This window comes from Actinosynnema sp. CS-041913, assembly GCF_050942485.1.
In the GTDB taxonomy this organism is placed as follows: Bacteria; Actinomycetota; Actinomycetes; order Mycobacteriales; family Pseudonocardiaceae; genus Actinosynnema.
Genome location: NZ_CP192037.1, coordinates 7,297,590 through 7,322,166 on the forward strand (window position 1 = coordinate 7,297,590; position 24,577 = coordinate 7,322,166).

The 24,577-nt window shown below is 71.6% G+C and carries 30 protein-coding genes; 8 read left to right on the forward strand and 22 right to left on the reverse strand.

Features of this window, described 5'->3' with window-relative positions:
• Positions 1–28: 28 nt before the first annotated feature.
• The 6 genes from ACQPZF_RS32655 to ACQPZF_RS32680 all read right to left on the reverse strand — a co-directional run bounded on the left by ACQPZF_RS32655 (position 29) and on the right by ACQPZF_RS32680 (position 5,790).
• Positions 29–583 (reverse strand): Uma2 family endonuclease, encoded by a 555-nt coding sequence (locus tag ACQPZF_RS32655; RefSeq protein WP_433263595.1) that lies wholly within the window; start codon positions 581–583, stop codon positions 29–31.
• Positions 584–734: 151 nt separating this feature from the next.
• Positions 735–1,520, reverse strand: coding sequence for a tryptophan synthase subunit alpha (gene trpA, locus ACQPZF_RS32660; RefSeq protein WP_433263597.1), 786 nt, complete (start codon positions 1,518–1,520; stop codon positions 735–737).
• The gene (gene trpB, locus ACQPZF_RS32665) at positions 1,517–2,740 is read right to left on the reverse strand and encodes a tryptophan synthase subunit beta (RefSeq protein ID WP_433263599.1); all 1,224 of its coding nucleotides are present in this window, start codon (positions 2,738–2,740) and stop codon (positions 1,517–1,519) included. The genes trpA and trpB overlap by 4 nt, the downstream gene beginning before the upstream one ends.
• An 11-nt stretch (positions 2,741–2,751) precedes the next feature.
• Positions 2,752–3,561 carry an indole-3-glycerol phosphate synthase TrpC gene (gene trpC / locus ACQPZF_RS32670; RefSeq protein WP_433263601.1) on the reverse strand — a complete coding sequence of 270 codons (810 nt, stop codon included), beginning with the start codon at positions 3,559–3,561 and terminating at the stop codon, positions 2,752–2,754.
• Between the two features lie 209 nt (positions 3,562–3,770).
• Complete coding sequence (locus ACQPZF_RS32675; protein WP_433263603.1) at positions 3,771–4,256, reverse strand: Trp biosynthesis-associated membrane protein; 486 nt, start codon at positions 4,254–4,256, stop codon at positions 3,771–3,773.
• The gene (locus ACQPZF_RS32680; protein WP_433263605.1) at positions 4,249–5,790 is read right to left on the reverse strand and encodes an anthranilate synthase component I; all 1,542 of its coding nucleotides are present in this window, start codon (positions 5,788–5,790) and stop codon (positions 4,249–4,251) included. Before ACQPZF_RS32680 ends, ACQPZF_RS32675 begins: the two co-directional genes overlap by 8 nt.
• A gap of 428 nt (positions 5,791–6,218) precedes the next feature.
• Here ACQPZF_RS32680 and ACQPZF_RS32685 point away from each other — a divergent pair, with 428 nt between their 5' ends.
• Entirely contained in the window at positions 6,219–6,833 is a 615-nt protein-coding gene (locus tag ACQPZF_RS32685; protein WP_433263607.1) for a TetR family transcriptional regulator, read from the forward strand.
• Between the two features lie 22 nt (positions 6,834–6,855).
• Here the strand turns inward: ACQPZF_RS32685 and hisI are convergent, their stop codons facing one another.
• The 3 genes from hisI to hisF are packed head-to-tail and all read right to left on the reverse strand — an operon-like array spanning position 6,856 to position 8,354.
• Positions 6,856–7,215: a phosphoribosyl-AMP cyclohydrolase gene (hisI, locus tag ACQPZF_RS32690; RefSeq protein WP_433263609.1), complete on the reverse strand. Its 360-nt coding sequence runs from the start codon at positions 7,213–7,215 to the stop codon at positions 6,856–6,858.
• The gene (locus ACQPZF_RS32695) at positions 7,212–7,580 is read right to left on the reverse strand and encodes a hypothetical protein (RefSeq protein ID WP_433263611.1); all 369 of its coding nucleotides are present in this window, start codon (positions 7,578–7,580) and stop codon (positions 7,212–7,214) included. Before ACQPZF_RS32695 ends, hisI begins: the two co-directional genes overlap by 4 nt.
• Positions 7,581–8,354, reverse strand: coding sequence for an imidazole glycerol phosphate synthase subunit HisF (gene hisF / locus ACQPZF_RS32700; RefSeq protein WP_433263612.1), 774 nt, complete (start codon positions 8,352–8,354; stop codon positions 7,581–7,583). It lies immediately after the preceding gene.
• Positions 8,355–8,791: 437 nt separating this feature from the next.
• On the opposite strand from hisF, the gene ACQPZF_RS32705 reads away from it, so the two are divergent.
• Positions 8,792–8,995: a cold-shock protein gene (locus tag ACQPZF_RS32705; protein WP_184690597.1), complete on the forward strand. Its 204-nt coding sequence runs from the start codon at positions 8,792–8,794 to the stop codon at positions 8,993–8,995.
• A 71-nt stretch (positions 8,996–9,066) separates the two neighbouring features.
• On the opposite strand, the gene ACQPZF_RS32710 is transcribed toward ACQPZF_RS32705, so the two are convergent.
• Positions 9,067–9,261 (reverse strand): hypothetical protein, encoded by a 195-nt coding sequence (locus ACQPZF_RS32710; protein ID WP_433263615.1) that lies wholly within the window; start codon positions 9,259–9,261, stop codon positions 9,067–9,069.
• 55 nt (positions 9,262–9,316) lie between these two features.
• On the opposite strand from ACQPZF_RS32710, the gene ACQPZF_RS32715 reads away from it, so the two are divergent.
• Positions 9,317–9,703 carry a PPOX class F420-dependent oxidoreductase gene (locus tag ACQPZF_RS32715; RefSeq protein WP_433263617.1) on the forward strand — a complete coding sequence of 129 codons (387 nt, stop codon included), beginning with the start codon at positions 9,317–9,319 and terminating at the stop codon, positions 9,701–9,703.
• 31 nt (positions 9,704–9,734) lie between these two features.
• Entirely contained in the window at positions 9,735–10,457 is a 723-nt protein-coding gene (locus ACQPZF_RS32720; protein WP_433263619.1) for a Clp protease N-terminal domain-containing protein, read from the forward strand.
• On the opposite strand, the gene priA is transcribed toward ACQPZF_RS32720, so the two are convergent.
• The 5 genes from priA to ACQPZF_RS32745 all read right to left on the reverse strand — a co-directional run bounded on the left by priA (position 10,423) and on the right by ACQPZF_RS32745 (position 14,054).
• The gene (gene priA, locus ACQPZF_RS32725) at positions 10,423–11,154 is read right to left on the reverse strand and encodes a bifunctional 1-(5-phosphoribosyl)-5-((5-phosphoribosylamino)methylideneamino)imidazole-4-carboxamide isomerase/phosphoribosylanthranilate isomerase PriA (RefSeq protein ID WP_433263621.1); all 732 of its coding nucleotides are present in this window, start codon (positions 11,152–11,154) and stop codon (positions 10,423–10,425) included. The genes ACQPZF_RS32720 and priA overlap by 35 nt on opposite strands.
• A 64-nt stretch (positions 11,155–11,218) precedes the next feature.
• Positions 11,219–11,854 carry an imidazole glycerol phosphate synthase subunit HisH gene (hisH, locus tag ACQPZF_RS32730; protein WP_433263623.1) on the reverse strand — a complete coding sequence of 212 codons (636 nt, stop codon included), beginning with the start codon at positions 11,852–11,854 and terminating at the stop codon, positions 11,219–11,221.
• A gap of 9 nt (positions 11,855–11,863) precedes the next feature.
• Positions 11,864–12,349, reverse strand: coding sequence for a hypothetical protein (locus ACQPZF_RS32735; protein ID WP_433263625.1), 486 nt, complete (start codon positions 12,347–12,349; stop codon positions 11,864–11,866).
• A 118-nt stretch (positions 12,350–12,467) separates the two neighbouring features.
• A complete protein-coding gene (locus ACQPZF_RS32740) occupies positions 12,468–13,364 on the reverse strand; it encodes a transketolase family protein (RefSeq protein ID WP_433263627.1) in 897 nt (298 codons plus the stop codon).
• The gene (locus ACQPZF_RS32745; RefSeq protein WP_433263628.1) at positions 13,365–14,054 is read right to left on the reverse strand and encodes a thiamine pyrophosphate-dependent enzyme; all 690 of its coding nucleotides are present in this window, start codon (positions 14,052–14,054) and stop codon (positions 13,365–13,367) included.
• 71 nt (positions 14,055–14,125) lie between these two features.
• On the opposite strand from ACQPZF_RS32745, the gene soxR reads away from it, so the two are divergent.
• Positions 14,126–14,569 (forward strand): redox-sensitive transcriptional activator SoxR, encoded by a 444-nt coding sequence (gene soxR, locus ACQPZF_RS32750; protein ID WP_433274810.1) that lies wholly within the window; start codon positions 14,126–14,128, stop codon positions 14,567–14,569.
• A 66-nt stretch (positions 14,570–14,635) separates the two neighbouring features.
• On the opposite strand, the gene ACQPZF_RS32755 is transcribed toward soxR, so the two are convergent.
• The 5 genes from ACQPZF_RS32755 to ACQPZF_RS32775 all read right to left on the reverse strand — a co-directional run bounded on the left by ACQPZF_RS32755 (position 14,636) and on the right by ACQPZF_RS32775 (position 18,613).
• Positions 14,636–14,773, reverse strand: coding sequence for a hypothetical protein (locus ACQPZF_RS32755; RefSeq protein WP_433274992.1), 138 nt, complete (start codon positions 14,771–14,773; stop codon positions 14,636–14,638).
• A 17-nt stretch (positions 14,774–14,790) separates the two neighbouring features.
• On the reverse strand, positions 14,791–15,390 hold the full coding sequence (hisB, locus tag ACQPZF_RS32760) for an imidazoleglycerol-phosphate dehydratase HisB (protein ID WP_433263630.1): 600 nt from the start codon (positions 15,388–15,390) through the stop codon (positions 14,791–14,793).
• The gene (locus ACQPZF_RS32765; RefSeq protein ID WP_433263632.1) at positions 15,387–16,490 is read right to left on the reverse strand and encodes a histidinol-phosphate transaminase; all 1,104 of its coding nucleotides are present in this window, start codon (positions 16,488–16,490) and stop codon (positions 15,387–15,389) included. The genes hisB and ACQPZF_RS32765 overlap by 4 nt, the downstream gene beginning before the upstream one ends.
• Positions 16,487–17,803, reverse strand: a complete 1,317-nt coding sequence (gene hisD / locus ACQPZF_RS32770) for a histidinol dehydrogenase (protein ID WP_433263634.1) — start codon at positions 17,801–17,803, stop codon at positions 16,487–16,489. The genes ACQPZF_RS32765 and hisD overlap by 4 nt, the downstream gene beginning before the upstream one ends.
• Before the next feature lie 72 nt (positions 17,804–17,875).
• Entirely contained in the window at positions 17,876–18,613 is a 738-nt protein-coding gene (locus ACQPZF_RS32775; protein ID WP_433263636.1) for a hypothetical protein, read from the reverse strand.
• Between the two features lie 261 nt (positions 18,614–18,874).
• Here ACQPZF_RS32775 and ACQPZF_RS32780 point away from each other — a divergent pair, with 261 nt between their 5' ends.
• The gene (locus tag ACQPZF_RS32780) at positions 18,875–20,173 is read left to right on the forward strand and encodes a M14 family metallopeptidase (protein ID WP_433263637.1); all 1,299 of its coding nucleotides are present in this window, start codon (positions 18,875–18,877) and stop codon (positions 20,171–20,173) included.
• On the opposite strand, the gene ACQPZF_RS32785 is transcribed toward ACQPZF_RS32780, so the two are convergent.
• The gene (locus tag ACQPZF_RS32785; protein ID WP_433263639.1) at positions 20,154–21,329 is read right to left on the reverse strand and encodes an aminotransferase class V-fold PLP-dependent enzyme; all 1,176 of its coding nucleotides are present in this window, start codon (positions 21,327–21,329) and stop codon (positions 20,154–20,156) included. The genes ACQPZF_RS32780 and ACQPZF_RS32785 overlap by 20 nt on opposite strands.
• A gap of 98 nt (positions 21,330–21,427) precedes the next feature.
• On the opposite strand from ACQPZF_RS32785, the gene ACQPZF_RS32790 reads away from it, so the two are divergent.
• The gene (locus tag ACQPZF_RS32790; protein ID WP_433263641.1) at positions 21,428–21,802 is read left to right on the forward strand and encodes a hypothetical protein; all 375 of its coding nucleotides are present in this window, start codon (positions 21,428–21,430) and stop codon (positions 21,800–21,802) included.
• Between the two features lie 318 nt (positions 21,803–22,120).
• Here the strand turns inward: ACQPZF_RS32790 and ACQPZF_RS32795 are convergent, their stop codons facing one another.
• Complete coding sequence (locus ACQPZF_RS32795) at positions 22,121–23,665, reverse strand: ABC transporter substrate-binding protein (RefSeq protein WP_433263643.1); 1,545 nt, start codon at positions 23,663–23,665, stop codon at positions 22,121–22,123.
• 28 nt (positions 23,666–23,693) lie between these two features.
• Here ACQPZF_RS32795 and ACQPZF_RS32800 point away from each other — a divergent pair, with 28 nt between their 5' ends.
• Positions 23,694–24,467 carry a carbon-nitrogen hydrolase family protein gene (locus ACQPZF_RS32800; RefSeq protein WP_433263645.1) on the forward strand — a complete coding sequence of 258 codons (774 nt, stop codon included), beginning with the start codon at positions 23,694–23,696 and terminating at the stop codon, positions 24,465–24,467.
• Positions 24,468–24,577: the final 110 nt, after the last annotated feature.

The following is a 24,577-nucleotide window of genomic DNA, read 5'->3' on the forward strand; positions in this document are numbered from 1 at the left end:
ACCACCGTAGTGGGTGGGCCGAACCGGCCTACGGCGACAGCTCGATTGTTACCGGGAAGGGTCTGTCGAGCTTCAGCACGCCCGCCTCGCTACGTGCCGCTTCGACGTACTCCCCCGCCTCCAACTCGAACAAGGTCGCCGTGACCTCGGCGTGCTTGGGGTCGACGACCAGGTAATACGGCACCCCGGCCTCGGCATACCGCTGACGTTTGACGCCGTAGTCCTTGAACCGGGTACTGGGCGACGCGACCTCCCCGACGAGCACCAGGTCCTCGACGGGGAAGAGCAGGCCCTTGAAGTCGGGACGTTTGGTCACGGTGAAGTCCGGAATCAACAGGACGCCGCTCGGCAGCGCCACGTTCAGCTCGACGGTGGCCTTGTGGCCGGGTGGACAGGCGGACCGCAGCGCGGCGTAGGCGTCGCCGATGAGAGCCTGGTGATGACTCGTGCCGAGCGGGCTCACGATGAGCGAACCGTCGATGAGCTCCACCCGCTGGGAATTGTCCTCGGGCAACGCGAGAACGTCGTCCAAGGTCCAACTGCCGCTGTGCCTGGGCAACAGGTAGTCGGCCGGCACCGCCACGGTGCATCACCTCCAGAGATTGCCCGACACGCGCCAGTGTCGCACGTCGGATCGGTAGCGGGCGTGTTCATGGGGCCAGCTTGCCGACGCGCACCGACAATTCCGGGGCCTGATCAGGGCCCCGGAGGTCGGTTCACACGATGGTGTGTTCTCAGGCCGGAGTGGGAACCTGGCGGACGCCGTGAGCCAGCTCCGCGGTCAGCGCGGCCACGGTGTCGTCGCGCACGGCTGTCACGAAGGCCGAGCCCACGATGACCCCGTCCGCGAACGCCGCCAGCTCGGCCGCCTGAGCCCCGGACCGCACGCCCAGACCGACCGCCACCGGGATGTCCGTGTGCTCCCGCACGCGCGAGACCAGCGCCGGAGCGGCCGAGGACACGACGTCGCGCGCGCCGGTCACACCCATGACCGAAGTCGCGTACAAGAACCCCCGCGAAGATCGCGCGGTGAGGTCGATGCGCTCCTCGGTGGACGAAGGCGCCACCAGGAAGATCCGGTCCAGGTCGTGCTCCTCGGACGCCGCCAGCCACTCCGCGGCCTCGTCGGGCACCAGGTCGGGCGTGATCAGCCCCAGCCCGCCGGCCGCCGCCAGGTCACGGGCGAACGCGTCCACCCCGTACTTCAGCACGGGGTTCCAGTACGTCATCACGACCGCCCGCCCACCGAGCGCGGCCACCGACTCGACCACCCCGAACAGGTCCCGCACCCGGAACCCGCCACGCAACGCCTGCTCCGACGCCACCTGGATGGTCGGCCCGTCCATCACCGGGTCGGAGTACGGCAGCCCGACCTCCACCAGGTCGCACCCGGACGACACCATCGTCCGCAGCACGTCCTTCGACCCCTCGACCGTGGGGTACCCGGCGGGCAGGTAGCCGATCAGCGCCGCCCGCGACTCGGACCGGCACGTGTCGAACACCTCGGCCAGCCTGCTCATGACTCCACTCCCAGCCCGAACCACTCGATCGCGGTGTCCATGTCCTTGTCGCCCCGGCCGGACAGGTTCACCACGATCAACCCCTCCGGGCCCAGCTCACGGCCCAGGACGAGCGCGCCCGCCAGCGCGTGCGCCGACTCGATGGCCGGGATGATGCCCTCGGTCCGGGACAGCAGCGCGAACGCCTCCATGGCCTCCGCGTCGGTCACCGGGCGGTACTCGGCGCGGCCGGTGTCCTTCAGGTGCGCGTGCTCCGGGCCCACGCCCGGGTAGTCCAGACCGGCCGAGATGGAGTGCGCCTCGGTGATCTGGCCGTCCTCGTCCTGCATCACGTACGACATCGCGCCGTGCAGCGAGCCCGGCGTGCCGACGGTCAGGGTCGCCCCGTGCCGGTCGGTCTCGATGCCGTCGCCGCCCGGCTCCAGGCCGACCAGGCGCACCGACGGGTCGTCGATGAAGCCGTGGAAGATGCCGATGGCGTTCGACCCGCCGCCCACGCAGGCCGCCACCACGTCGGGCAGCCGGCCGGCCTGCTCCAGCACCTGGGCGCGCGCCTCGACGCCGATCACCCGGTGGAAGTCCCGGACCAGCACGGGGAACGGGTGCGGACCCGCCGCCGTGCCGAGCAGGTAGTGCGTGTCGTCCACGTTGGCGACCCAGTCGCGCAGGGCCTCGTTGATCGCGTCCTTCAGCGTCCGCGACCCCGTCTTGACCGGGATCACCTCGGCGCCCAGCAGCCGCATCCGCGCCACGTTCAGCGCCTGCCGTTTGGTGTCGACCTCGCCCATGTAGATGACGCAGTCCAGGCCCATCAGGGCGCACGCCGTGGCGGTCGCGACGCCGTGCTGGCCCGCGCCGGTCTCGGCGATGACGCGCTGCTTGCCCATCCGCTTGGTGAGCAGCGCCTGGCCCAGCACGTTGTTGATCTTGTGCGAGCCGGTGTGGTTCAGGTCCTCCCGCTTGAGGAACACCCGCGCCCCACCGGCGTGCGCGGCGAACTTCGGGGCCTCCGTAAGCAGCGACGGCCGCCCGGCGTAGTCGCGCAGCAGCCGGAAGAACTCGTCCAGGAACTCCGGGTCGATCCGCGCCTTCTCGTAGAAGGCCGCCAGCTCGTCCACGGCGGCGATGAGCGCTTCCGGCATGTACCGGCCGCCCCACGGCCCGAAGTGGCCCCGCTCGTCGGGGTCGTGGGGTGTCGGTGCCAAGTGGCCGCGCGACATGCGCTACTCCCTTACCGGCTCGGCCGGGGACATGCGGGGTGCGAGCCCGCCGTCACCAGCTTGTTCACCGCGACCTTGGGGTCGCCGCTCGTCACGAGTGATTCGCCGACCAGCACCGCGTCGGCCCCCGCGCCCGCGTAGGCCATCAGGTCGCCCGGCCCGGTCACCCCGGACTCGGCGATCTTGATCGTCTCGAAGGGCAGGCCGGGCGCGATCCGCCCGAACACGTCCTTGTCCACTTCCAGCGTGTGCAGGTTGCGCGCGTTCACGCCGATCACGCCCGCGCCCGCCTCCAGCGCGCGGTCGGCCTCCTCGGCCGTGTGCACCTCCACCAGCGCCGTCATGCCCAGCGACTCCACCCGGTCCAGCAGCGACACCAGGGCGTTCTGCTCCAGCGCCGCCACGATCAGCAGCACCAGGTCCGCGCCGTGCAGGCGCGCCTCGTGCACCTGGTACGGGCTGACGATGAAGTCCTTGCGCAGCAACGGAACACCGACCGCCGCCCGCACCGCGTCGAAATCCGCCAACGACCCGCCGAAGCGGCGCCGCTCGGTCAGCACGCTGATCGCCCGCGCGCCGCCCGCCTCGTACTGCGCCGCCAGGTCCGCCGGTTCCGGGATCTCGGCCAGCGCGCCCTTGGACGGGCTGCGCCGCTTCACCTCCGCGATCACACCCACGCCCGGCGACCGCAGGACCGCCATCACGTCCTGCGGCGGCGCCACCTTGGCGGCCCTCTCCCTGAGCACGTCGAAGGGCAGTTCCGCCTCGCGCGCGGCGAGGTCTTCGCGGACGCCTTCGATGATCGACTCCAGCACGGTCATCCGAGCACCTCGCCCGTGTCCGTCAGTCCATCCAGTTCGCTCGCAAGCTCCCGCACGTCATGCTCCCCTTCCCGCCACGAGGATGCTAACCCCGTCACAAACCCCGTCCGGCCACCGGGTAGTCCCGTTCGCGCAGTTGACCGGGGCCCTTCCGAGCCGACGTGCGCAAACGTGCGGCGGCCGGAGGTCAGCCGGCCGTCAGCCGCCGGTCAGTCCCGGTCCGTGGGATCGTCACCGCGCTCCAAGGCGTTCCACAGCTCCCGTTCGGGATCGGTCGCGCGCTTGGCCGCGCCGGGCGTCTGGTAGCCGCCGCCCAGCCGCGGCATGGCGGCGCCGCGCACGACCAGCAGGACGCCCGCGCCGAGCACGAGCGCACCGCCCAGGACGGCCGGTGCGCGGCCTGCAAGAGCCCCGGACTCCGCCAGCCCGAGGAACGCCGCCGTGCCGCCCGCGGCGACCACGACGACGCCGAGGACCCGCCGCACCCAGCCGCTCAACGCCACCACGGCGGCGATCGCGGCCAGGCACAGCAACGCCAGCGGCACGAGGGCGGGCACGACCTCCTCGCCCCTCCGATCCGCCGAAGCGTCCCAGACGAGCCGCGAGGAGCCCCACAGCGCTGCCGCGCCGAGCAGCAACAGCAGCACGGTGATCCACAGTGGACGCTTCGGGCGTCCGGCAGGCGCCTCAGACACGCGCGGGGTCCACCGCCGGGGCCATGGTCTGCGCGGTCGCGATGGCGGAGAGCACCGCGCCCGCCTTGTTCAGGCACTCGTTGTCCTCGGCCACCGGGTCGGAGTCGGCCACGATGCCGCCGCCCGCCTGCACGTACGCGACGCCGTCCCGCACCAGCGCGGTGCGGATGGCGATGGCCGTGTCCGCGTCGCCCGCGAAGTCCAGGTAGCCCACGACACCGCCGTACAGGCCGCGCCGCGTCGGCTCCAGCTCCTCGATCAGCTCCATCGCGCGCGGCTTGGGCGCGCCGGACAGCGTCCCCGCCGGGAAGCACGCGGCCACGGCGTCGAACGCGGTGCGCCCCTCGGCGAGTTCCCCGCTGACCGTGGACACGATGTGCATGACGTGGCTGTACCGCTCGACCTTGAAGAAGTCGACCACGGTCACCGTGCCCGGCTTGCACACCCGGCCCAGGTCGTTGCGGCCCAGGTCGACCAGCATCAGGTGCTCGGCGCGTTCCTTGTGGTCGGCCAGCAGGTCCTTCTCCAGCAGCGCGTCCTCCTCCTCGTCCACGCCGCGCCAGCGGGTGCCCGCGATGGGGTGCGTGGTGGCCTTGCCGTCGCGCACGGTGACCAGCGACTCGGGGCTGCACCCGACGATGTCGAAGTCGTCCAGCCGCAGCAGGTACATGTACGGGCTGGGGTTGGAGGTGCGCAGCACGCGGTAGATGTCCAGCGGGTCCGCGCTCGTGCGCATCTCGAACCGCTGCGACAGGACGACCTGGAACGCCTCGCCCGCGCGGATCGCCTCCTTGGCCTTCTCCACGACCGCGTGGTGCTCCTGCTGCGACCGGCGGCGCACGAACTCCGGCTTCGGGCGGGCGAACACGGCGACCGTGGGCGGCGCGGGGCTCTGCAGGTCCTGGGTCATCAGGTCCAGGCGGGCCACCGCGTCGTCGTACGCGGCGTCGACGCGCTCCTCGGAGTCGTCCCAGTTGATGGCGTTGGCGATGAGCGTGACGGTGCTCTCGTGGTGGTCGAGGGCGGCCAGGTCGGTGGCCAGCAGCATCACCAGCTCGGGGAGCGCGAGGTCGTCCTCGGCGAGGTCGGGCAGCTTCTCCAGGCGGCGCACGGCGTCGTAGCCGATGTAGCCGACCATGCCGCCGGTCAGCGGGGGCAGGCCGGGCAGCGGGTCGGTGCGCAGCACCTCGATCGTCTCGCGCAGGGCGGCCAGCGGGTCGCCGCCCTCGGGCAGGCCCACCGGGTGCGGCCCGAGCCAGAACGCCTCGCCGCCGGTCGCGGTGAGGGCTCCGGCGCTGCGTACGCCGACGAACGACCAGCGGGACCACGAGCGGCCGTTCTCGGCGGACTCGAACAGGAACGTGCCGGGCCGGTCGGCCGCCAGTTTGCGGTAGAGGCCTACGGGGGTCTCCGCGTCCGCGAGCAGCCGGCGCACCACCGGGATGACCCGCCGCTGCGCGGCGAGTTCGCGGAACTCCTCACGCGTCGGGCTGACCTCGCCCAGACCCGCGCCTGCACCGATGACGCTCACCATGGGCGCCATTCTGCCGTGCCGTCCTATATGGGCTTCGGCCGCCGGACTCAAGGTGGCCTCGGGCCGCCGGACCCGGCCGGTTGCCGGGCGCCGGCGGTGGGCGTGGTCTCCGGGGCGGCGGCTCGCACCGGCTTCGGCTCGGCGGCTCGCACCGGCTTCGGCTCGGCGGCTCGCACCGGCTTCGGCTTGGCAGCTCGCGCCGGCCCCGGCTTGGCGGCTCGCACCGGCGCTGGTCAGGCGCTCGGCGGGTGGCCTCGCCCGCTCATCGCCGTCGCCCTCCGCGTGCGAAGGGCGTGGCCTCCGGCCCCCGGTTTCGATCGTCCCACGAGGTACCGACAATGCCGGGGAGTCCGGCTGAGAGTGACGCTGGGTGACCGATATTTCATCGCACGTTGAAATATACCTGTGACTTGGCCCATGATGGAGAAGTGAACGAAGGCACGCAAGAGACCGAGCCGAAACGCCGAGGCCGCCGCGCGGGTGGTGAGGACACCAAAGCCGCGTTGCTCGCCGCCGCCCGCGAGACGTTCGTCGAGCGGGGCTACGAAGGCGCGACGGTGCGGTCCATCGCCGCTCGGGCGGGGGTGGACGCGGCCATGGTCAACCACTGGTTCGGGAGCAAGGAAGGTCTGTTCGCCAAGGCGGTGCTCCAGGTGCCGATCGACCCGAACGAGTTGGTCGGACGGCTGCTCCAAGGGCCGGTCGAGGAGATCGGCGAGCGGATCGTGCGCAACTTCCTCGGCATCTGGGACGCGACCGAGGGCGGTCACTTCGCCGCACTCATGCGCAGCGTCACCGCCCACGACCGGGTGGCGGAGGTGCTGCGGGAGTTCTTCGTCCGCACCCTGCTGCGGCGGGTCGTGGCCAGTGTCGGGACCGACCGGCCCGACCTGCGGGCGACGCTCGCCGCCAGCCAGATCTTCGGCATGGGCATGGTCCGGTACGTCGTCCGGTTCGAGCCGCTGGCCTCCGCCGACGTCGAGACGATGGTCAAGGCCGTCGCGCCCAACCTCCAGCGCTACCTGACCGGCGACATCGGCTGACGGCGACATCGGCCGACCGGCTTCAGTCGGCCGGGGCCTCGCCCAGCAGCACGGTCGAGTCGAAGCACGTCCGGTCCCCGGTGTGGCAGGCCGCGCCCACCTGGTCGACCAGCAGCAGCACGGTGTCGCCGTCGCAGTCCAGCCGCACCTCGTGCACGTACTGCGTGTGGCCGGACGTCTCGCCCTTCACCCACAACTGCTGACGACTGCGTGAGTAGTACGTGGCACGGCGCGTGGTGAGGGTGCGGTGCAGGGCCTCGTCGTCCATCCACGCGACCATGAGCACCTCGTTCGTCCCACGGCGCTGCGCCACCGCGCACACGAGGCCGTCCGCGGTGCGCTTGAGCCGCGCGGCGATCGTCGGGTCGAGGGCGCCGGTCACCGGGGTCCTCCGAAGTGCAGCCGGGCGGGTCGGGTGTTCAGCAGGACGACGGCGAAGATGTGCGCGGCGGACAGCACGCCGGACAGCAGGCGGACCCAGACCGGGCCCTGGTTGAGCACCGCCAGCAGGTGGATCAGCCCCACCAGGCCGTAGACGAACGCGGCGGTCAGGCGGGCGGGCCGGAACCTGGCCAGCAGGCCGCCCACCGCCAGCAGTTCCAGCACCAGGACGATGAGCGGGAACTTGACCACCGCCCCGTCGCCGTCGAGCTGCCAGCGGATCAGCCCTTCGAGGACGAACAGCAGGCCGCCCGCCGCGCCGATCAGGGCCGCCAGCCGGACCTCCGCGGGTGCTTCGCGCAGCATTCAGCGCACCTCCACGCCCGCGTCCCGCAGGCCCTTCTTGACGTCGCCGATGCGCAGCTCGCCGAAGTGGAAGACGCTCGCGGCGAGCACGGCGTCCGCGCCGGCCCCGATCGCCGGCGGGAAGTGGTCGACCTCCCCGGCACCGCCGCTGGCGATGAGCGGCACGTCGACCACCTTGCGGACCATCCTGATCAGCTCCAGGTCGAACCCGGCCTTCGTGCCGTCGGCGTCCATGGAGTTCAGCAGGATCTCGCCGACGCCCAGCTCCTGGCCGCGGGCGGCCCACTCGACGGCGTCGATGCCGGTGCCCGTGCGCCCGCCGTGCGTGGTGACCTCGAAGCCGGAGGGCGTCGGCCGCCCGCCCTCGGGCACGCGGCGGGCGTCGACCGACAGCACGATGCACTGCGCGCCGAACCGCCGGGACAGCTCGCCGAGCAGCTCGGGGCGCGCGATGGCGGCGGTGTTCACGCCGACCTTGTCCGCGCCGGCCCGGAGCAGCTTGTCCACGTCCTCGGGGGTCCGCACGCCGCCGCCGACGGTGAGCGGGATGAACACCTGCTCGGCCGTGCGGCGGACCACGTCGAACGTCGTCTCGCGGTCGGACGAGGACGCCGTCACGTCCAGGAAGGTCAGCTCGTCGGCGCCCTCGGCGTCGTAGGCGCGGGCCAGCTCGACCGGGTCGCCGGCGTCCACCAGGTTGGTGAAGTTGACCCCCTTCACCACCCGCCCCCGATCGACGTCCAGGCAGGGAATCACGCGTACCGCGACCGACATGGGACGAAGCCTACGGGGACGTCACACGGCGATTCCCGCCACCCGTGTGACCTTTCGCTCAGCCGCGACACGCCCGGTGCGCGGATCGACCCGCCGCTTCCCGGAACTCCGGCCGGCGCACCGCGTGCACCCAGGCCAAGGCCTCGCGGACGAGGTCGAAAGCCCGCGCCCGGCGACCGGTGGGTGTGGCCGGAATCTCCCCGACGGCCACTCGGGAGGATCGCCGGGCCACGATTTCGGGATGCCGATGCACCATTCGCGGCCCGGCCGTGGTTCACTGGTAGTGGTCGTAGGTTTTGTGTCCGTGTCATCCACGCTCGCGAAACGTGTTTCGAGCGTGTGATTTTCCTGCGGGTTCCTCGGGAGAGTCCCCGCCGCGAACCGGCCAACGGTGGCGCACAAGCGCCCGCCGGCACCCGTATGAGAAGAGATTTCAGATGGCCCAGGGCACTGTGAAGTGGTTCAACTCGGAGAAGGGCTTCGGCTTCATCTCCCCCGAGGACGGCGGCACCGACGTGTTCGTCCACTACTCGGAGATCCAGGGCAACGGCTACCGCAGCCTGGAGGAGAACCAGCGCGTGAGCTTCGACGTCGGCCAGGGCGCCAAGGGCCCCCAGGCCACGAACGTCAACCTGATCTGATCCACGGATCGAACCGAGGGCCCCGTTCCGGCTGGAACGGGGCCCTCGGGCTGTCAGCGGCGGCCGGTTCGCTAGCGGCGGTCCTCCGCCAGTTCGATGCCGAGCATCTCCAGCAGCAGCGAGCACTCTTCCGCGCTGCCCGCGCGGCCCGCGATCATGCGGGCCGCCCTGACGTTCCGGATCGCCGCATGAGCGCGTTCGTCCTCACGGGCGTCCGCAAGCCGGTCGCGTTCCTTCGCCGGGCCGATCCGTCGTTCAGTGGACATGCGTCTCCTCTGTAGGCCCCGAGCGTGACACTACGCCCCGGTCTAGCGTGTCCCCATGACCCTCGGGGACGACAAGTACCTCTTGCTCACGACGTTCCGCAGGAGCGGCATCCCGGTGCACACGCCGGTCTGGGCGGTGCGCCAAGGCGAAGTGATCTACGTCTGGTCCGCCGCCGAGGCGGGCAAGGTGAAGCGGATCCGCAACAACCCCGAGGTCACCATCGCACCCTGCGACTTCAAGGGCAACCCGACCGGCGACCCCGCGCCCGCGCGGGCGAAGGTTCTGGACGAGCGGGCGAGCGACCACGCCCGCCACCTGATCGGGCGAAAGTACGGGATTGTCGGCAAGCTCACCCTGTTGGGCAGCCGTTTCCGCCGGGGCCGCACCGGCACGGTGGGCATCGAGATCAGCCCGGCCCGACCTCCGTCAACTCTAGGTTGACGCTCGCTTTCCGTCAACCTAGAGTTGACGGGTGGTCACCACGCCGGTCCAGTTGACCGACCTCATCGTCACCGTCGCCCACGAGCACGTGGACGCGTTGGCGAGACTCACGGCGGCCGTGGAGCTGAGCGCGCAGCTCGACGAACTCGGGGATCACCTGATCGGGCACTTCGTGGACGAGGCCCGCCGCTCGGGCGCGAGCTGGACCGACATCGGCGAGAGCATCGGCGTCACCAAGCAGGCCGCGCAGAAGCGCTTCGTGCCCAAGGAGTCCCCGGAGCTCAAGCCCAGCTTCGACCGCTACACCGACCGCGCCCGCCGGGTCGTCGTGCTGGCCCGCCACCACGCCCGGTTCAGCGAGCGGATCGGCACCGAGCACCTGCTGCTCGGCCTGATGGACGAGTCCGGCGGCCTGGCGGCGAAGACCATCGCGAAGCTGGAGGGCGCCGAGGGCACCACCCGGCTGGCCACCCTGAACGCCCTGGACAACACCAGCCGGCAGCGACCGGAGCAGCAGCCGTTCAGCGCGCACTGCAAGAAGGCCCTGGAGCTGACCGTCCGGGTGGCGCTGCGCCTGGGTCACACTTTCGTCGGCACCGAGCACATCCTGCTGGGCCTGCTGGCCGAGGGAGAAGGCACCGCGGCCAAGGTGATGGCGGCGACCGGCATCACCTCGGCCGCGGCGGAGGCCCACATCACCGCGGAGTTCCGGAAGGCGGTCAGCGCACAGCTTCGAGCGCCTCGGGAAGCGTGAACGCCCCGGCGTACAGGGCCTTGCCGACGATCGCGCCCTCGACCCCGTCCCGGGCCAGCGCGGACAGCGCCACCAGGTCGTCCACGCTGGACACGCCGCCGGACGCGATCACCGGCGCGTCGGTCCGCGCGCAGACCTCCCGCAGCAGCCCGACGTTCGGCCCCTGCAACGTGCCGTCCTTGCTCACGTCGGTGACGACGTAGCGGGCGCAGCCGTCCCGGTCCAGCCGATCCAGCACCTCCCACAGGTCGCCGCCGTCCTGCGTCCAGCCCCGCGCGGCCAGCCGGTGGCCCTCCTCGGTGATCCGGACGTCCAGCCCCACGGCGATCTTGTCCCCGTGCTCGGCGATGACCTTCGCGCACCACACCGGGTCCTCCAGCGCGGCGGTGCCCAGGTTCACCCGGGCGCAGCCGGTCGCGAGCGCGGCGGCCAGCGACTCGTCGTCCCGGATGCCGCCGGACAGCTCCACCCGGACGTCCAACTCGCCCACGACACGGGCCAGCAGCTCGCGGTTGCCGCCCCGCCCGAACGCGGCGTCGAGGTCGACCAGGTGCACCCACTCCGCGCCGTCGCGCTGCCACGCGAGCGCGGCGTCCAGCGGTTCGCCGTAAGAGGTCTCGGTGCCGGCTTCGCCCTGCACGAGTCGGACGGCCAGGCCGTTGGCCACGTCAACAGCCGGAAGCAGCGTGAAAGTCACGCCGAACAGCGTAGTTGCCACTGCTCCGGGGCAGTCGCACCCCCTGGCTTGCGCCGGCGGCGCGTCACCGGAAGCTGTGCAGCCAGTTCTCCAGCAGTCGAGCCCCCGCGTCACCCGACTTCTCGGGGTGGAACTGCGTGGCCCACAACGGCCCGTTCTCGACGGCGGCCACGAAGTCGTCGCCACCGTGCGTCGCCCACGTGACCAGCGGAGGACGGATCACGTCGGACGACTCCAACTCCCACTTGCGCACCCCGTACGAGTGAACGAAGTAGAACCGCGTGTCGGCATCCAACCCGGCGAACAACTTCGTGCCCTCAGGCGCACGGACGGTGTTCCACCCCATGTGCGGCACGACGGGTGCCTCCAGCCGCTCCACCGTGCCGGGCCACTCGCCGCAGCCGTCGGTGAGCACACCGTGCTCGATCCCCCGCTCGAACAGGATCTGCATGCCGACGCAGATCCCGAGCACCGGACGCCCACCGGCCAACCGCTCGCCGACGATCCGACCGCCCTTGACCGAGTTCAACCCGGCCATGCAGGCGGCATACGCCCCGACGCCCGGCACGACCAGCCCGTCCGCGTCCAGGGCGGCCCGATGGTCGGAAGTCACCTCGACGGAGGCGCCGACGCGTTCGAGCGCGCGTTCGGCGGAACGCAGGTTGCCGGATCCGTAGTCCAGTACGACGACTCGTGCCACCGGACCAGGCTAGGCCAACGGCGCCCCACCCTGCGTCACCGGCACCACGGGAAGCACCGTGTTGATCGCCAGCCCGGCCCGGTCGGGCAACGCGGCAACCCAGGTGTCGGCCCGACCTTCGTCGACCAGGGCACGGACCTCGGCGACATCGGCAGGCAACGACAACTCGCCGACCACGGCCTTCAACCGCCACCACCCGACCACACCGACCAACCGCCGGGCGCCCCCGCTGTACGAGAAGCCGGCGAGCGCCCCGTCCGACCAGACCACACCGCCACCGTCCCACCGGACCAGGAACGCGGAGCCGCCGCCGACCTCCCGAACCTGCGCGGCGAACCGGACGGCGGCCGAAAAGCCGATCGACCGCCGGGGCAACAACACGGTCCCGGACCCCACCGGCACCAGGGCAGCCGGGCCGGCCGCCGCACGGTGCAACGCCAACTGCAACGAAGCAGCGGGCACCGGAGTCCAGATCAACGTCCGAGACAAGCTCACGACAGGAGATCATGCCGCACCAAGCCGACCAGAAGCACCCGACGCACGGACCAAGTCCGGCGCGAGCACACAGAAGAGGTCTCGTGTCCTGCCCGGCGGCGAGCGTCCGCTTTTATTTTTAAACCCGAAGCGGTCGCGACCCCCCGAACATCCGCCGGACAGCCGCCGCAATCCCCAGCACATCCAGGTCATGCGCGGAATCGTGGTCCGAAGCCGTCCCATAAGCCCGCAACTCGGATTCCCGCCGCACCCCCAAAGACCTCAACCGATGAGGCACATCCTCCAAGGCCGAGGAAGCGAGATGAGCCGAAGTCCCCTCCAGATAAGGCTCGACCAACAACACATCAGCCCGCCCACGACCAACAGCGGCCCGCAGTCCGGCACCATCGAACGGCCGCACGGAAGTCGCGTACAACACGGTCACATCCACCCCCTCGGTAGCGGCCAGCACCGTGTCCAACATGGGCCCAACAGCGACAACAACCCCACCAGACCCACGACGCACCTCGGTGAACCCCTCGACCACCGGGTACGCCACAGCATTCTCCCGCAACGACAGCCGGATATAGATCCGATCAGCAGAAGCCAACGCGGACCGCACCACGGACTCGACCTCGCCGGAATGCCCCGGCACCACTACCCGCCACCCGGGCAAGGTGTCGAACAATGCGACATCCCCCGGCGCCTGATGAGTCCGCCCCCACACCGGATCGTCATAAGACCCGCCGATGCTCACGAGCACCCCACCCACATCCTGGTGCCCGAAATCCAACTTGATCTGCTCGAACGGCCGCTCGACCAGGAACGGCGCGTAGGTGTGCACCACCGGCCGCATCCCGCTCAACGCCAGCCCGCTCCCGACCCCCACCATCGCCTGCTCGCGAATTCCCACGTTGATCACCCGAGGCGACGGCTCGAAAGCGTCGCGTGATATCTCCGCGAGCACGACCGCGACCCGGGGATCGTGCGCCATCACGTCCTGCACGGTGTCCGCGAACACCTGCCGCATGGTCATTCAGTCCCCCCTGCTGATCCGCGCGACCACGGCCAGCGGACGGCCGGGGTGCTCCTGCGTGAACGCCGAGTGCAGCGCGTCCTCGTCACGTCCGTCCACAGTGGACGTCTCCCAGCCCTCCACGGCGAAGCGGGCAGCCACCCCGCCGGGCCACCCGTGCGTGCCGGACTCGTTGTCCACCACCACGACCGTGAAGTTGTCCAGCCCCAGCCGCCCCGCCAGCGCGATCGCCTCGTGGTTGCTGCCCTCGTCCAACTCGGCGTCCCCGACCAGCACGACCACCCGCGAGGACCGCTGCTGCAACCGCAGCCCGAGCGCCACGCCGACGCCGATGGGCATCCCGTGCCCGAGCGACCCGCTGCTGATCTCGACGCCCGGCACCAGCACCCGGTCGGGGTGCTGCCCCAGCGGCGAGTCCCACTCGGTCCAAGTGTCCAGAACGGACGGATCGAGGAAACCCTTGGCGGCCAGCACGGCGTAGTACGCCATCGGCCCGTGCCCCTTCGACAGCAGGAACCGGTCCCGATCCGGGTCGTCCACCCGGTCCGGCGACACGTCCAGCACCCGGTCGTAGAGCACCCACAGCACGTGCAGCGTCGATGCCGCCGCCCACTCGTGCTTCTCGTCCCCGGACATCCGCTGGAACAGCGCGGGGATGTCCGCGAAGCCCAACTCGCTCGTCACTGCCATGTCCCCACCCAACAACTTCGACTTAGGTGGAGGTCAAGGCTTAGGATGGGCAGGTGAGCAAGTTGCCGGAGATGTTGACCATCGGCCAGGTCGCCGAGCGGAGCGGTGTGCCGCACACCGCGCTGCGGTTCTACGAGGACCGGGGCCTGATCGCGTCCGAGCGCACGGCGGGCAACCAGCGCCGGTACGCGCGCTCGGTGCTGCGGCGGTTGGCGTTCATCCGCACCGCGCAGCGGGTGGGCCTGAGCCTGGAGGACGTGCACGACGCGCTGGCCACGCTGCCGGACAACCGGACGCCGACCAAGTCCGACTGGAGCAGGCTGTCCACCGCCTGGCACGCCGAACTCGACGCGCGCATCGACGCGCTGATCCGCCTGCGCGACCGGCTGACCTCGTGCATCGGCTGCGGCTGCCTGTCCCTGCGGAGCTGCTTCCTGCACAACTTCGAGGACGAGCAGGCGGTGGACGGCCCGGGCGCGCCCAAGCTCAAACCCGCCAGCGAAGGCGGCACCTGACCGGCGGCTGTTCGCGAAAGCTCGACGGCTGAACGACCGGCGGGCGAACGACCGGCGGCCGAACGGCTACAGCAGCCACACGACCGCACCGCCCACCGCGATCAGGGCCAGCACGCCGAGCACGACCGCCATCCCGCGAGCCGTCTTCCACGTGCTGTACACCCCGCCGATCAGGAACCCCGCCAGGGCGAGGAGTCCGATCACCACGTACTCCTTGGGCATTACAGGACGCCCTTGGTGGACGGCACCCCGCCGACCCTGGGGTCCGGCTCCACGGCGGCCCGCAGAGCCCGCGCGATCGCCTTGAACTGCGCTTCGGCGATGTGGTGCGGGTCGCGCCCGTACTCCACCCGCACGTGCAGCGCGATCCCGGCGTGGAACGCCAGCGAGTCGAACACGTGCCGGTTCAGCACGAACGGGTAGTTGCCGCCGATGGTGAAGGTGGTGAACTCGGCCGGCTCGCCCAGGTGCACGCAGTACGGCCGCCCGGAGACGTCCACCGCCGCGTGCGCCAGCGTCTCGTCCATCGGGATCCACGCGTCGCCGAACCGGCGGATGCCCGCCTTGTCCCCCAACGCTTCCCGCAACGCCTGCCCCAGCACGATGGCCACGTCCTCGACCGTGTGGTGTGCGTCGATCTCCACGTCGCCGGACGCGCGCACGACGAGGTCCAGCGACCCGTGCACGCCCAGCGCGGTCAGCATGTGGTCGTAGAACGGCACCCCGGTGCCGATCTCGACCTGGCCGGAGCCGTCGAGGTCGACCTCGACGTACACCGACGACTCCTTGGTGGTCCGCTCCACCTTGCCGACCCGGCTCACCGGCCAACCTCCTTGCTCGCCACGAGGAACGCGTCGTTCTCCTCCGGAGTCCCGACCGTCACCCGCAGATGACCCGCGATACCGACGTCCCTGATCAGCACACCACGCTCCAAATAGGACCGCCACGTCGCGTGCGCGTCCTCGAACCACCCGAACAGCACGAAGTTCGCGTCGCTCGGCACGACGTCGAACCCCAGGCCCGCCAACGCGTCCATCACCCGGTCCCGCTCGGCCGCCAGCAGCGCCACCGATCCCAGCGTCTCGGCCGCGTGCCGCAGCGAAGCCCTGGCGGCGGCCTGCGTCAGCGCCGACAGGTGGTACGGCAGGCGCACCAGCAGCAACGCGTCGACCACGGCGGGCGCGGCGGCCAGGTAGCCCAGCCGGCCGCCGGCGAACGCGAACGCCTTGCTCATCGTGCGGCTGACGATGAGCTTTTCGGGATAGGAAGCCAGCAGCGACACCGCGCTCTCCCGCGACGAGAACTCCGCGTAGGCCTCGTCCACCACGACCATGCCGGGCGCGGCCTCGATCAGGCCCCGCAGGTCCTCGGTCGGGATGCTCTGCCCGGTGGGGTTGTTCGGGCTCGTCACGAACACCACGTCCGGCCGCCGGGAGGCGATGATCTCCGCCGCTTTCCCGGTGTCCAGCGAGAAGTCCGCGCGCCGGGGCGTGGGCGTCCACTCGGTGCGGGTGCCGGCCGCGATGATCGGGTGCATCGAGTACGACGGCTCGAAGCCCAGCGCGGTCCGGCCCGGACCGCCGAACGCCTGGAGGATCTGCTGGAGCACCTCGTTGGAACCGTTGGCGGCCCACAGGTTCCGCTCGGTCAGCGACACGCCGGTGGACGACGACAGGTAGGCCGCCAGGTCCCGGCGCAGCGCCACCGCGTCGCGGTCCGGGTACCGGTGCAGCCCGCCCGCCACCGCGGCGACCTCCCGCGTCACGTCGGCGACCAGCGCGGGCGTCGGCGGGTACGGGTTCTCGTTGGTGTTGAGCCGAACGGGGACGTCGAGCTGCGGCGCTCCGTAGGGCGTGCGGCCACGCAGGTCCTCGCGCAGGGGCAGGTCGGCCAGTTCCACCCGGTCGCCGATCGGCCTCATCCGCGGAACCTCGCGGTGACGGCCTGGCCGTGCGCGGGCAGGTCTTCGGCGTTGGCCAGCGCGACCACCTTCGACGCGACCTCGCGCAGCGCGTCCTCGCTGTAGTCCACGACGTGGATGCCGCGCAGGAACGTCTGCACCGACAGGCCCGACGAGTGCCGCGCGCAGCCGCCCGTGGGCAGCACGTGGTTGGAGCCCGCGCAGTAGTCGCCCAGCGACACCGGGGAGTGCGCGCCGACGAAGACCGCGCCGGCCGCGCGGACCCGTGCCGCGACCTCCCGCGCCTCCGCGGTCTGGATCTCCAGGTGCTCGGCGGCGTAGGCGTCCACCACGGTCAGCCCGTCGTCCACAGTGGACACCAGCACCGTGCCGGACTGCCTGCCCCGCAACGCGGTCGCGATCCGGTCGGCGTGCTTGGTCGCGCCGACCTGGCGCTCCAGCTCGGCGTCCACCGCGTCCGCCAGTCCGGCCGACGTCGTCACCAGCACGCTCGCCGCCAGCGTGTCGTGCTCGGCCTGGCTGATCAGGTCCGCCGCCACGTGCACCGGGTCGGCGGTGTCGTCGGCCAGGATCGCGATCTCGGTCGGACCGGCCTCGGCGTCGATGCCGATCACCCCGCGCAGCAGGCGCTTGGCGGCCGTCAGGTAGATGTTGCCCGGCCCGGTCACCAGGTCGACCGGCGCGAGTTCGCCGCCGTCGGTGTCGACCCCGCCGTACGCGAGCAGCGCCACCGCCTGCGCCCCGCCGACCGCCCACACCTCGGTCACGTCGAGCAGCGCGGCGGCGGCCAGGATCGCCGGGTGCGGCAGGCCGCCGAACTCGGCCTGCGGCGGTGAGCAGACCACCAGCGACTCGACGCCGGCGATCTGCGCCGGGACCACGTTCATGACCACGCTGGACGGGTAGACGGCCAGGCCGCCGGGCGCGTAGAGGCCGACCCGCGCCACCGGCACCCAGCGCTCGGTCACCGTGCCGCCGGGCACCACCTGCGTCGTGGTGTCGGCGCGCCGCTGGTCGGCGTGCACCTTGCGGGCGCGGGCGATGGACTCCTCCAGCGCCTCCCGCACGGCGGGGTCCAGCCCGGCCAGCGCGCGGTCCAGTTCGGCCGTCGGCACCCGCACCGTGGCGGGGCGCACCTTGTCGAACCGCTCGCCGAACTCCAGCGCGGCCTCCGCGCCGCGTTCCCGCACCGCTGCCACCATCGGCCGCACGTGATGCAGCACCGCGTCGACGTCCACTTCGGCGCGCGGCAGCGCGGCGCGCAGTTCAGCCGGAGACGGAACCCGACCTCGCAGGTCGATGCGGTTGAGCATGCCACCTAGGGTAAGCCGTCCGGACCAACCCGTCGCAGCCCCACCCCGGAACGGACAGGATCCGAAAACGGTTCAGTTCGGCAGCCACGTGACGCTCCTCTCGGACGGCCAGACGATGGTGTTCGAGGTGATCGTGCCCCGCGCGGTCCGGACGTAGACGTAGACCTCGGCGCCGGGCACGTCGTAACGGGTCGTGTTGCAGTCGTCCGCGCCGTTCGCGTCGGTCCGGGCTTCGCACGGCTCGCTGAATTCGCGGCCGTTCCCGACTGCGACCACCTCGTATCCGGTGTTCGGCGCGAACCCGGTCAGCCGGGTGGCGATCCAATAGCATTTCCCCTTCTCGCAACGGGAACTGCTGGTGGCCCCGCCGACCGCGATCACGATCGAGGGCGGGGGCGGCGTCGGCGCGGAGGTCGGGGCGGGTTGCGTCGTCGTGACGGGCGTGGCGCGCGGAAGCTGGTCGGCCGGCACGAGCGGCTGCCCGACGGGCCGCGGCACGCTGCCGATCACCACGGGCGTCGTCGTGGTGGCAGCCGTCGTCGTGGTCGTCGCAGGAGCGCGGGCCGACGTGAGCGAGGGCGTGGCGTACGTGACCCGCTGCCTTCCCTCGGGCCAGAGAACGCTCGCGACCACCCCGGCCGCCACCAGCGCGACCCCGCCGGCCACACCCAGCCAGAGCCGCCACGGCCGGCGTGCCGCCGGGGAGGGAGGCCGGTGGACCTCGATGTAGACCACGTTCCCCCGGGCCGAGATGGCCCGCGAGTGGTCGCTGGCCTCGGCCTTGCTGGACCCCTGGTCGTGCTGTTCCACCGCTGCGCCGCCCTGTCGCCGGAACGTCCGTCCTCCCCGAGACCAAACTAATGGTGACCGACATTAGGCCGAACAGGGGGTGGTTATACACCCGAATGGCCGCACAATTGCGGAATTCGGTCCTCACGGCGGCGTCTGTCAACTGTCAGCCGCGTCCGGGGCGGGGAACCCGACAAACGGGGGCTATGCCGGCCTGTGACAACCGGGCCACGCTGCGTAGGCAGCAACTCCGTCGCAAACCCTGCTGATGATGGAGGCGAAATGTCGCCCAAGCGGCGCGGCCTGGTGGCCGCCGTGCTCGGCGCTTGTCTGACCCTGGTGTTGCCCCTGAACACCGTGACGGCGCAGCCGGGCACGACCAGCACCCCGGAGCGGACGCTCTTCGAGATCATCGCGAACACCCCGCAGGACCGGACCAAGGTGGCCCGGACCGGGGTCGACGTGCTCGGCACGGACGGGCCGCGGCTCACCGTGATCGCCGAGGCCCGGCAGCAGTGGGCGCTGCGCGCCACCGGGCTGCCGATGACGGACCTGGGCGATGTCGACGCCCAGCTCGCGGCGCTCGGCAAGTCCGACTTCACCGACCCGCAGGTCGGGACGCAGGACTTCCCGTCGGGCTACGCGGGCTACCACAACTTCCGGGAGACGGTCGCCGAGCTGAACCAGACCGTCACCGACCACTCGGACCTCGTGAAGCTGTCGAGCATCGGCAAGTCCTACGAGAACCGCGACCTGTGGATGCTGAAGATCAGCGACAACCCCGGCGTGGACGAGAACGAGCCCGAGGTGCTGTTCACCTGCAACCAGCACGCCCGTGAGCACCTCACCGTCGAGATGTGCCTGCGCATCATCAAGCAGTACACCGACAACTACGCCACCAACCCGACGGTCAAGAACCTGATCGACTCGCGGGAGATCTGGGTCATCCCGATGGTGAACCCGGACGGCGTCGAGTACGACATCGCGAGCGGCCAGTTCCGGTCGTGGCGCAAGAACCGGCAGCCGTCCAACGGCACCGACCCCAACCGGAACTGGGGCTTCCAGTGGGGCTGCTGCGGCGGCTCCAGCGGCAGCGCGACCAGCGAGACCTACCGCGGCCCGTCCGCGTTCTCCGCACCGGAGACCGCGCGCATCCGCGACTTCGTGAACGGCCGGGTCGTCGGCGGCACACAGCAGATCAAGACGCACATCGACTGGCACACCTACTCGGAGCTGATCCTGTGGCCGTACGGCTACACGTACGCGGACACCGCTCCGGGGCTGGACGCCAACCAGGCCAACGCGTTCGCCACGCTCGGCAGGCGGATGGCGGCGACCAACGGCTACACCCCGCAGCAGTCCAGCGACCTCTACATCACCGACGGCAGCGTCAACGACTGGATGTGGGGCGTGCACAAGATCTGGAGCTACACCTTCGAGATGTACCCCAAGGGCGCCAGCCCCGGCTTCTACCCGCGGGACACCCTGATCGCCGCCCAGACGGCCCGGAACGACAGCGCCGTGGAGCTGTTCCTGACCTACTCGGACTGCGTGCCGCGCATCATCGGCCGCACCTGCTGACAGCCTCCACTGCCTGATCGACCTGCGCGGGCTCGACGAAGTAGTGCGGTGACGCACGAACCAACTCGCCGAGCCCGCGCTTGGTCATGTCCAACAACGTCGAACCCCGATGGCTCGTGCTCACCGTGACGTCCTCCGCGGCCAGCCGATCGCGCAGCCCGACGACGTCCCAGCCCTCGACGGTGAACGTGACGATGCCCGCCTGCTGCTCGCCGATGTCCCGCACCTCCACCCCCGGCAGGGCGCGCAGCCCCTGCCGCAGCCGCTCGGCCCTGGCCCGGACCTCCCGCGCGATGGCGTCCAGCCCGAGGTCCAGGGCGTACCTCGCGGCGGCGATGAGCCCGAGCCGGTCGGCGACCGAGGTCTCCCACAGCTCGTAGACGCGGGCGTCCTCGCGCAGTTTGATCTCCCGCGGTCCGACCCACTCGCCGCTGTGCAGGTCGACCAGCCGGGGCCGGAGCCGGGACCGCACGTCCCGGCGCACCACCAGCACACCGGTGCCGCGCGGTCCGCGCAGCCACTTGCGGCCGGTCGCGGAGATCAGGTCCACACCCAGCTCCTCGGCCCTGACCGGGAGCTGGCCGATCGACTGGCAGGCGTCCAGCAGCACCAGCGCGCCGACCCCGTGCGCCGCTTCGGCGACCTCCTTGACCGGGTTGACCAGGCCGCCGTTGGTGGGCACGTGCACCAGCGAGACCAGCTTGACCCGCTCGTCCAGCAGCTCTTGCAACGCCTCGACGTCGACCTGGCCGGCGGCGTCGGACGGGATCGTGTCGACGGTCGCGCCGACCTGCCGGGCGCGGTGCAGGATCGGGATGGCGTTGCCCGCGTACTCGACCTCCGTCACCAGCACGCGGTCGCCCTCGCCCAGCGGGACCGCGTCGAACGCCGCCAGCCAGGACCGGGTGGCGCTGTCGGTGAACGCGATCTCGTCCGGCTCCGCGCCCAGCAGCTCGGCGAACACCCCGTAACCCGCTTCGAGGTCGTCGTGACGTTCCCGCGCGGCGACGTACCCGCCGACCTCGGCCTCGCGCTCCAGGTGGCCGATCACCTCGTCCAGCACCGGTCGTGGCGGCAGCGAGGAGCCCGCGGAGTCCAGGAAGATCCGTCGGCCCGCACCCGGTGTGTCGGCGCGCACGGCGTTCAGGTCGATCACGGGTGACCCCCTCCGGCCGGTACGGAGTCTCCGAGTCGGCCGCTCACCTTTTCGTGTACACCATGGCATGGGGACACCGCGAGAGGGGAACCGATGCGATGGCCGCCGAACCGGAGGGCGTCGAGCCCGCGCACACCACGCCCACCGTCCGCAACGAGATCACCAGCCCGTCCGTCCAGGGCGTGCAGGCGGGCCGGATCGACAACGTCTACCTCACGCCGCCGGTCCGGCGCCGGGTGTGGCCGCTCGCGCTCGCGGCCGTCGCCCTGCTGCTGACCGGGTTCGCGGTGTCCCAGGCGCTGCGGTACGGCCCGGCCGCCGAGACGCCGGCCGCCACCGCGACCGGGCCGGACCCGGCGACGCCGGACGACCGGCCGCGGGCGACCACGCGCCCACCACCCACCGGACCAACGCCGACCCGACCACCGGGACGCCGGCCGGCCGAGTGTGGTGGCGCGGCAGCACGGAACTGAACGGCCTGTCGTACGGGAAATTGGACTTCGACGCCGGCAGTCCGACGGAGGCGTTGGTCGGGAGCGACGTGTCCTACGGCGACCTGTCCCACATCACCGGCCACACTCTCGTCGCGTGGCACGGCGACGGCCCGCCCGACCACGCGCAGTGCGCCGGAGAGCTGGAGGGCCACGTGGGGCAGCGCCGGGTGTCGGTCAAGAAGGCTCGGTGGTGTGCTTCGGGACCACGGACCAACGGGTCGGCTACCTGACGGTGGTCCGGATCGGGGCCGGGCTGGACCCGTCCATGACCCTTGAGGTCACGGTCTGGGACGTGTCCTAGCGCGCCGTCCACTTCTCCAGGTTCCACCACGGGCCCCAGGACAGGGCGCCGTGCGCGTGCGGGTCGACGACCTCCTGGTACCCGGTCCAGTTGTCGCGCACCACGTAGGTGTGCTGCACGGCCGCGAGCACGACCATGCCCGGTGCGGCCAGGTAGGCGTGTTGGAGCTGCCGGTACGCCGCCGCCCGCTGCGCCGGGTCCAGCAGCCTGCGGCCGGCGTCCAGGGCGGCGTCCACCCGCGGGTTCGAGTAGCCCCACGGGTTGCCGGTGTGCAGCGGCTGGTAGGCCGTCAGGTCCGGGTCGAACGGGGTGCCGCCGCCGTGCAGCAGGGCGTCCGCGCCCAGGCGCGGTGCGATGGCGTCCCAGCCCAGGCCGGCGAGCTGGACGTCCACGCCGACCGCCTTCGCGTCGGCCACGAACGCCGTCGCCAGGTCGGCGCGCACCACGTCGCCGATCGGGTACATCAGGGTGAACCGGGCCGGCACGCCGTCGCGGGCCCGCACGCCGTCCGCGCCGCGCGCCCAGCCCGCCTGGTCGAGCAGGAGTTCCGCCTGCGCCTTGTCGTAGGCGAAGGACGCCGCCGGGTCGTAGAACTCCGGCAGGGTGTCCGGTATCGGTGTGGCGGCCGGGGAACCGTTGCCGCCCAACAGGTTGTCCACCACGCCCTTGCGGTTCACGGCGTGGTTGAGGGCCATCCGCACCGCCGGGTCGCCGGTCACCGGGCCGGCCGGGAGGGTGACGGCGCGCAGGTCCGTGGAGCGGTGGGTCACCACGCGCATCCCGCTGGCGTTGGCGAACGGCTGGGCCAGCCGCGGCGGGAGTTCCACGCCGTCGAACTCGCCCGCCTGCATGCGCTGGCCACGGGTGTTGTCGTCCGGCACGAAGACGACGGTGAGCCTGCGGATCCGCGGCTCGCCGCCGAAGTGCGCCGGGTTGGACTCCAGCACCATCCGGTCGCCCTTGCGCCAGTCCACCAGCTTGTACGGGCCGGTGCCGACCGGCCGCACGTCCCTCAGCGGCACGCTGAACGCCTCGCTCGGCAGTACGCCCAGCACGAGCTGGTGCGGGAACGCCGCCCACGGCTCGGTCAGCGCGAACCGGACCGTGCGCACGTCGAGCTGCTCGACGCCGGCCAGGCTGCCGAACGCCGCGCGTTCCGTGGAGCCCGACGCCGGGTCCAGCAGCGCGCGGTAGGTCGCGACCACGTCCTCCGGCCCGAACGCCGAGCCGTCGGCGAACTTCACGTCGTCCCGCAGCCGGACCGTCCAGGACAGGCCGTCGGCGGCGGGTTGCGGCAGGTCGGCGGCGAGCTGGGGCCGCAGCGACCGGTCCGCGCGGTGCTCCACGAGGCCGTCGTAGATCTTGGACACGCCGTCGCGGCCGTAGCCGAGCAGCGGGTTCAGCGTGGCCGGCTCGGTGGCGTCGGCCAGCACGATCGAGCTGCCGTCCGCCGTGCCCTCCGCGTTGGGTGTCGTCGTCCCCGTGCACCCGGCGGCGGCGAGCACGGCGACCAGGGCGAGCGGGGGCAACAGGGAGCGCACGGGACCTGACACTACCTAGAGTGGGGGTATGCGTGTCGCCCTCTGCCAGATCACGTCGTCCACCGACCCGTCGGCCAACCTGGACCTGCTGCGGGCGGGGGTCGAGCGCGCGGCGGGCGCACGGGTGGTCGTGTTCCCGGAGGCGGCGATGTGCCGGTTCGGCGTGCCGCTCGGACCGGTCGCCGAGCCGCTGGACGGCCCGTGGGCGACGGCCGTGCGGGACATCGCGGACGAGCACGGGGTGGTCGTCGTGGCGGGCATGTTCACGCCGTCGCCGGACGGGCGGGTCACCAACACGCTGCTCGCGACCGGCGGCGGACTGCACGTCGGGTACGACAAGATCCACCTGTTCGACGCCTTCGGGTTCACCGAGTCGCGGACCGTCGCGCCGGGCGGGAAACCGGTGGCCGTCGAGGTGGACGGCGTCACCTTCGGCCTGGCGACCTGCTACGACGTGCGTTTCCCCGAGCTGTTCCGGGCCTTGGCGGACCAGGGCGCGTCCGCCGTCCTGCTCGGCGCGTCGTGGGGCGCGGGGCCGGGCAAGCGGGAGCAGTGGGAGCTGCTGGTCCGGGCGCGGGCGCTGGACTGCACGTCCTGGGTCCTGGCGTGCGGCCAGGCCGACCCGCGCGAGGACCACGACGGCGCGCCCACCGGCATCGGGTACAGCACCGTCGCCTCGCCGCTGGGCGCGGTCGAGCACCAGCTCGGCGCGGAGCCGGGCGTGCTCTTCGCCGACGTGGACGTGGCGGCGGTCGAGCGGGCGAGGCGTGCGCTGCCCGTTCTCGCGAACCGCCGGATGTAGCGGAATTCCACCTCGGCCGGTATGCCGAATTTGACCCGTTCGGCGTACTGCCGCTTCGTGCCCGACCGGTAATGTCACTTTTACACGAGGCTTACGAGGGGTGAGTTTCC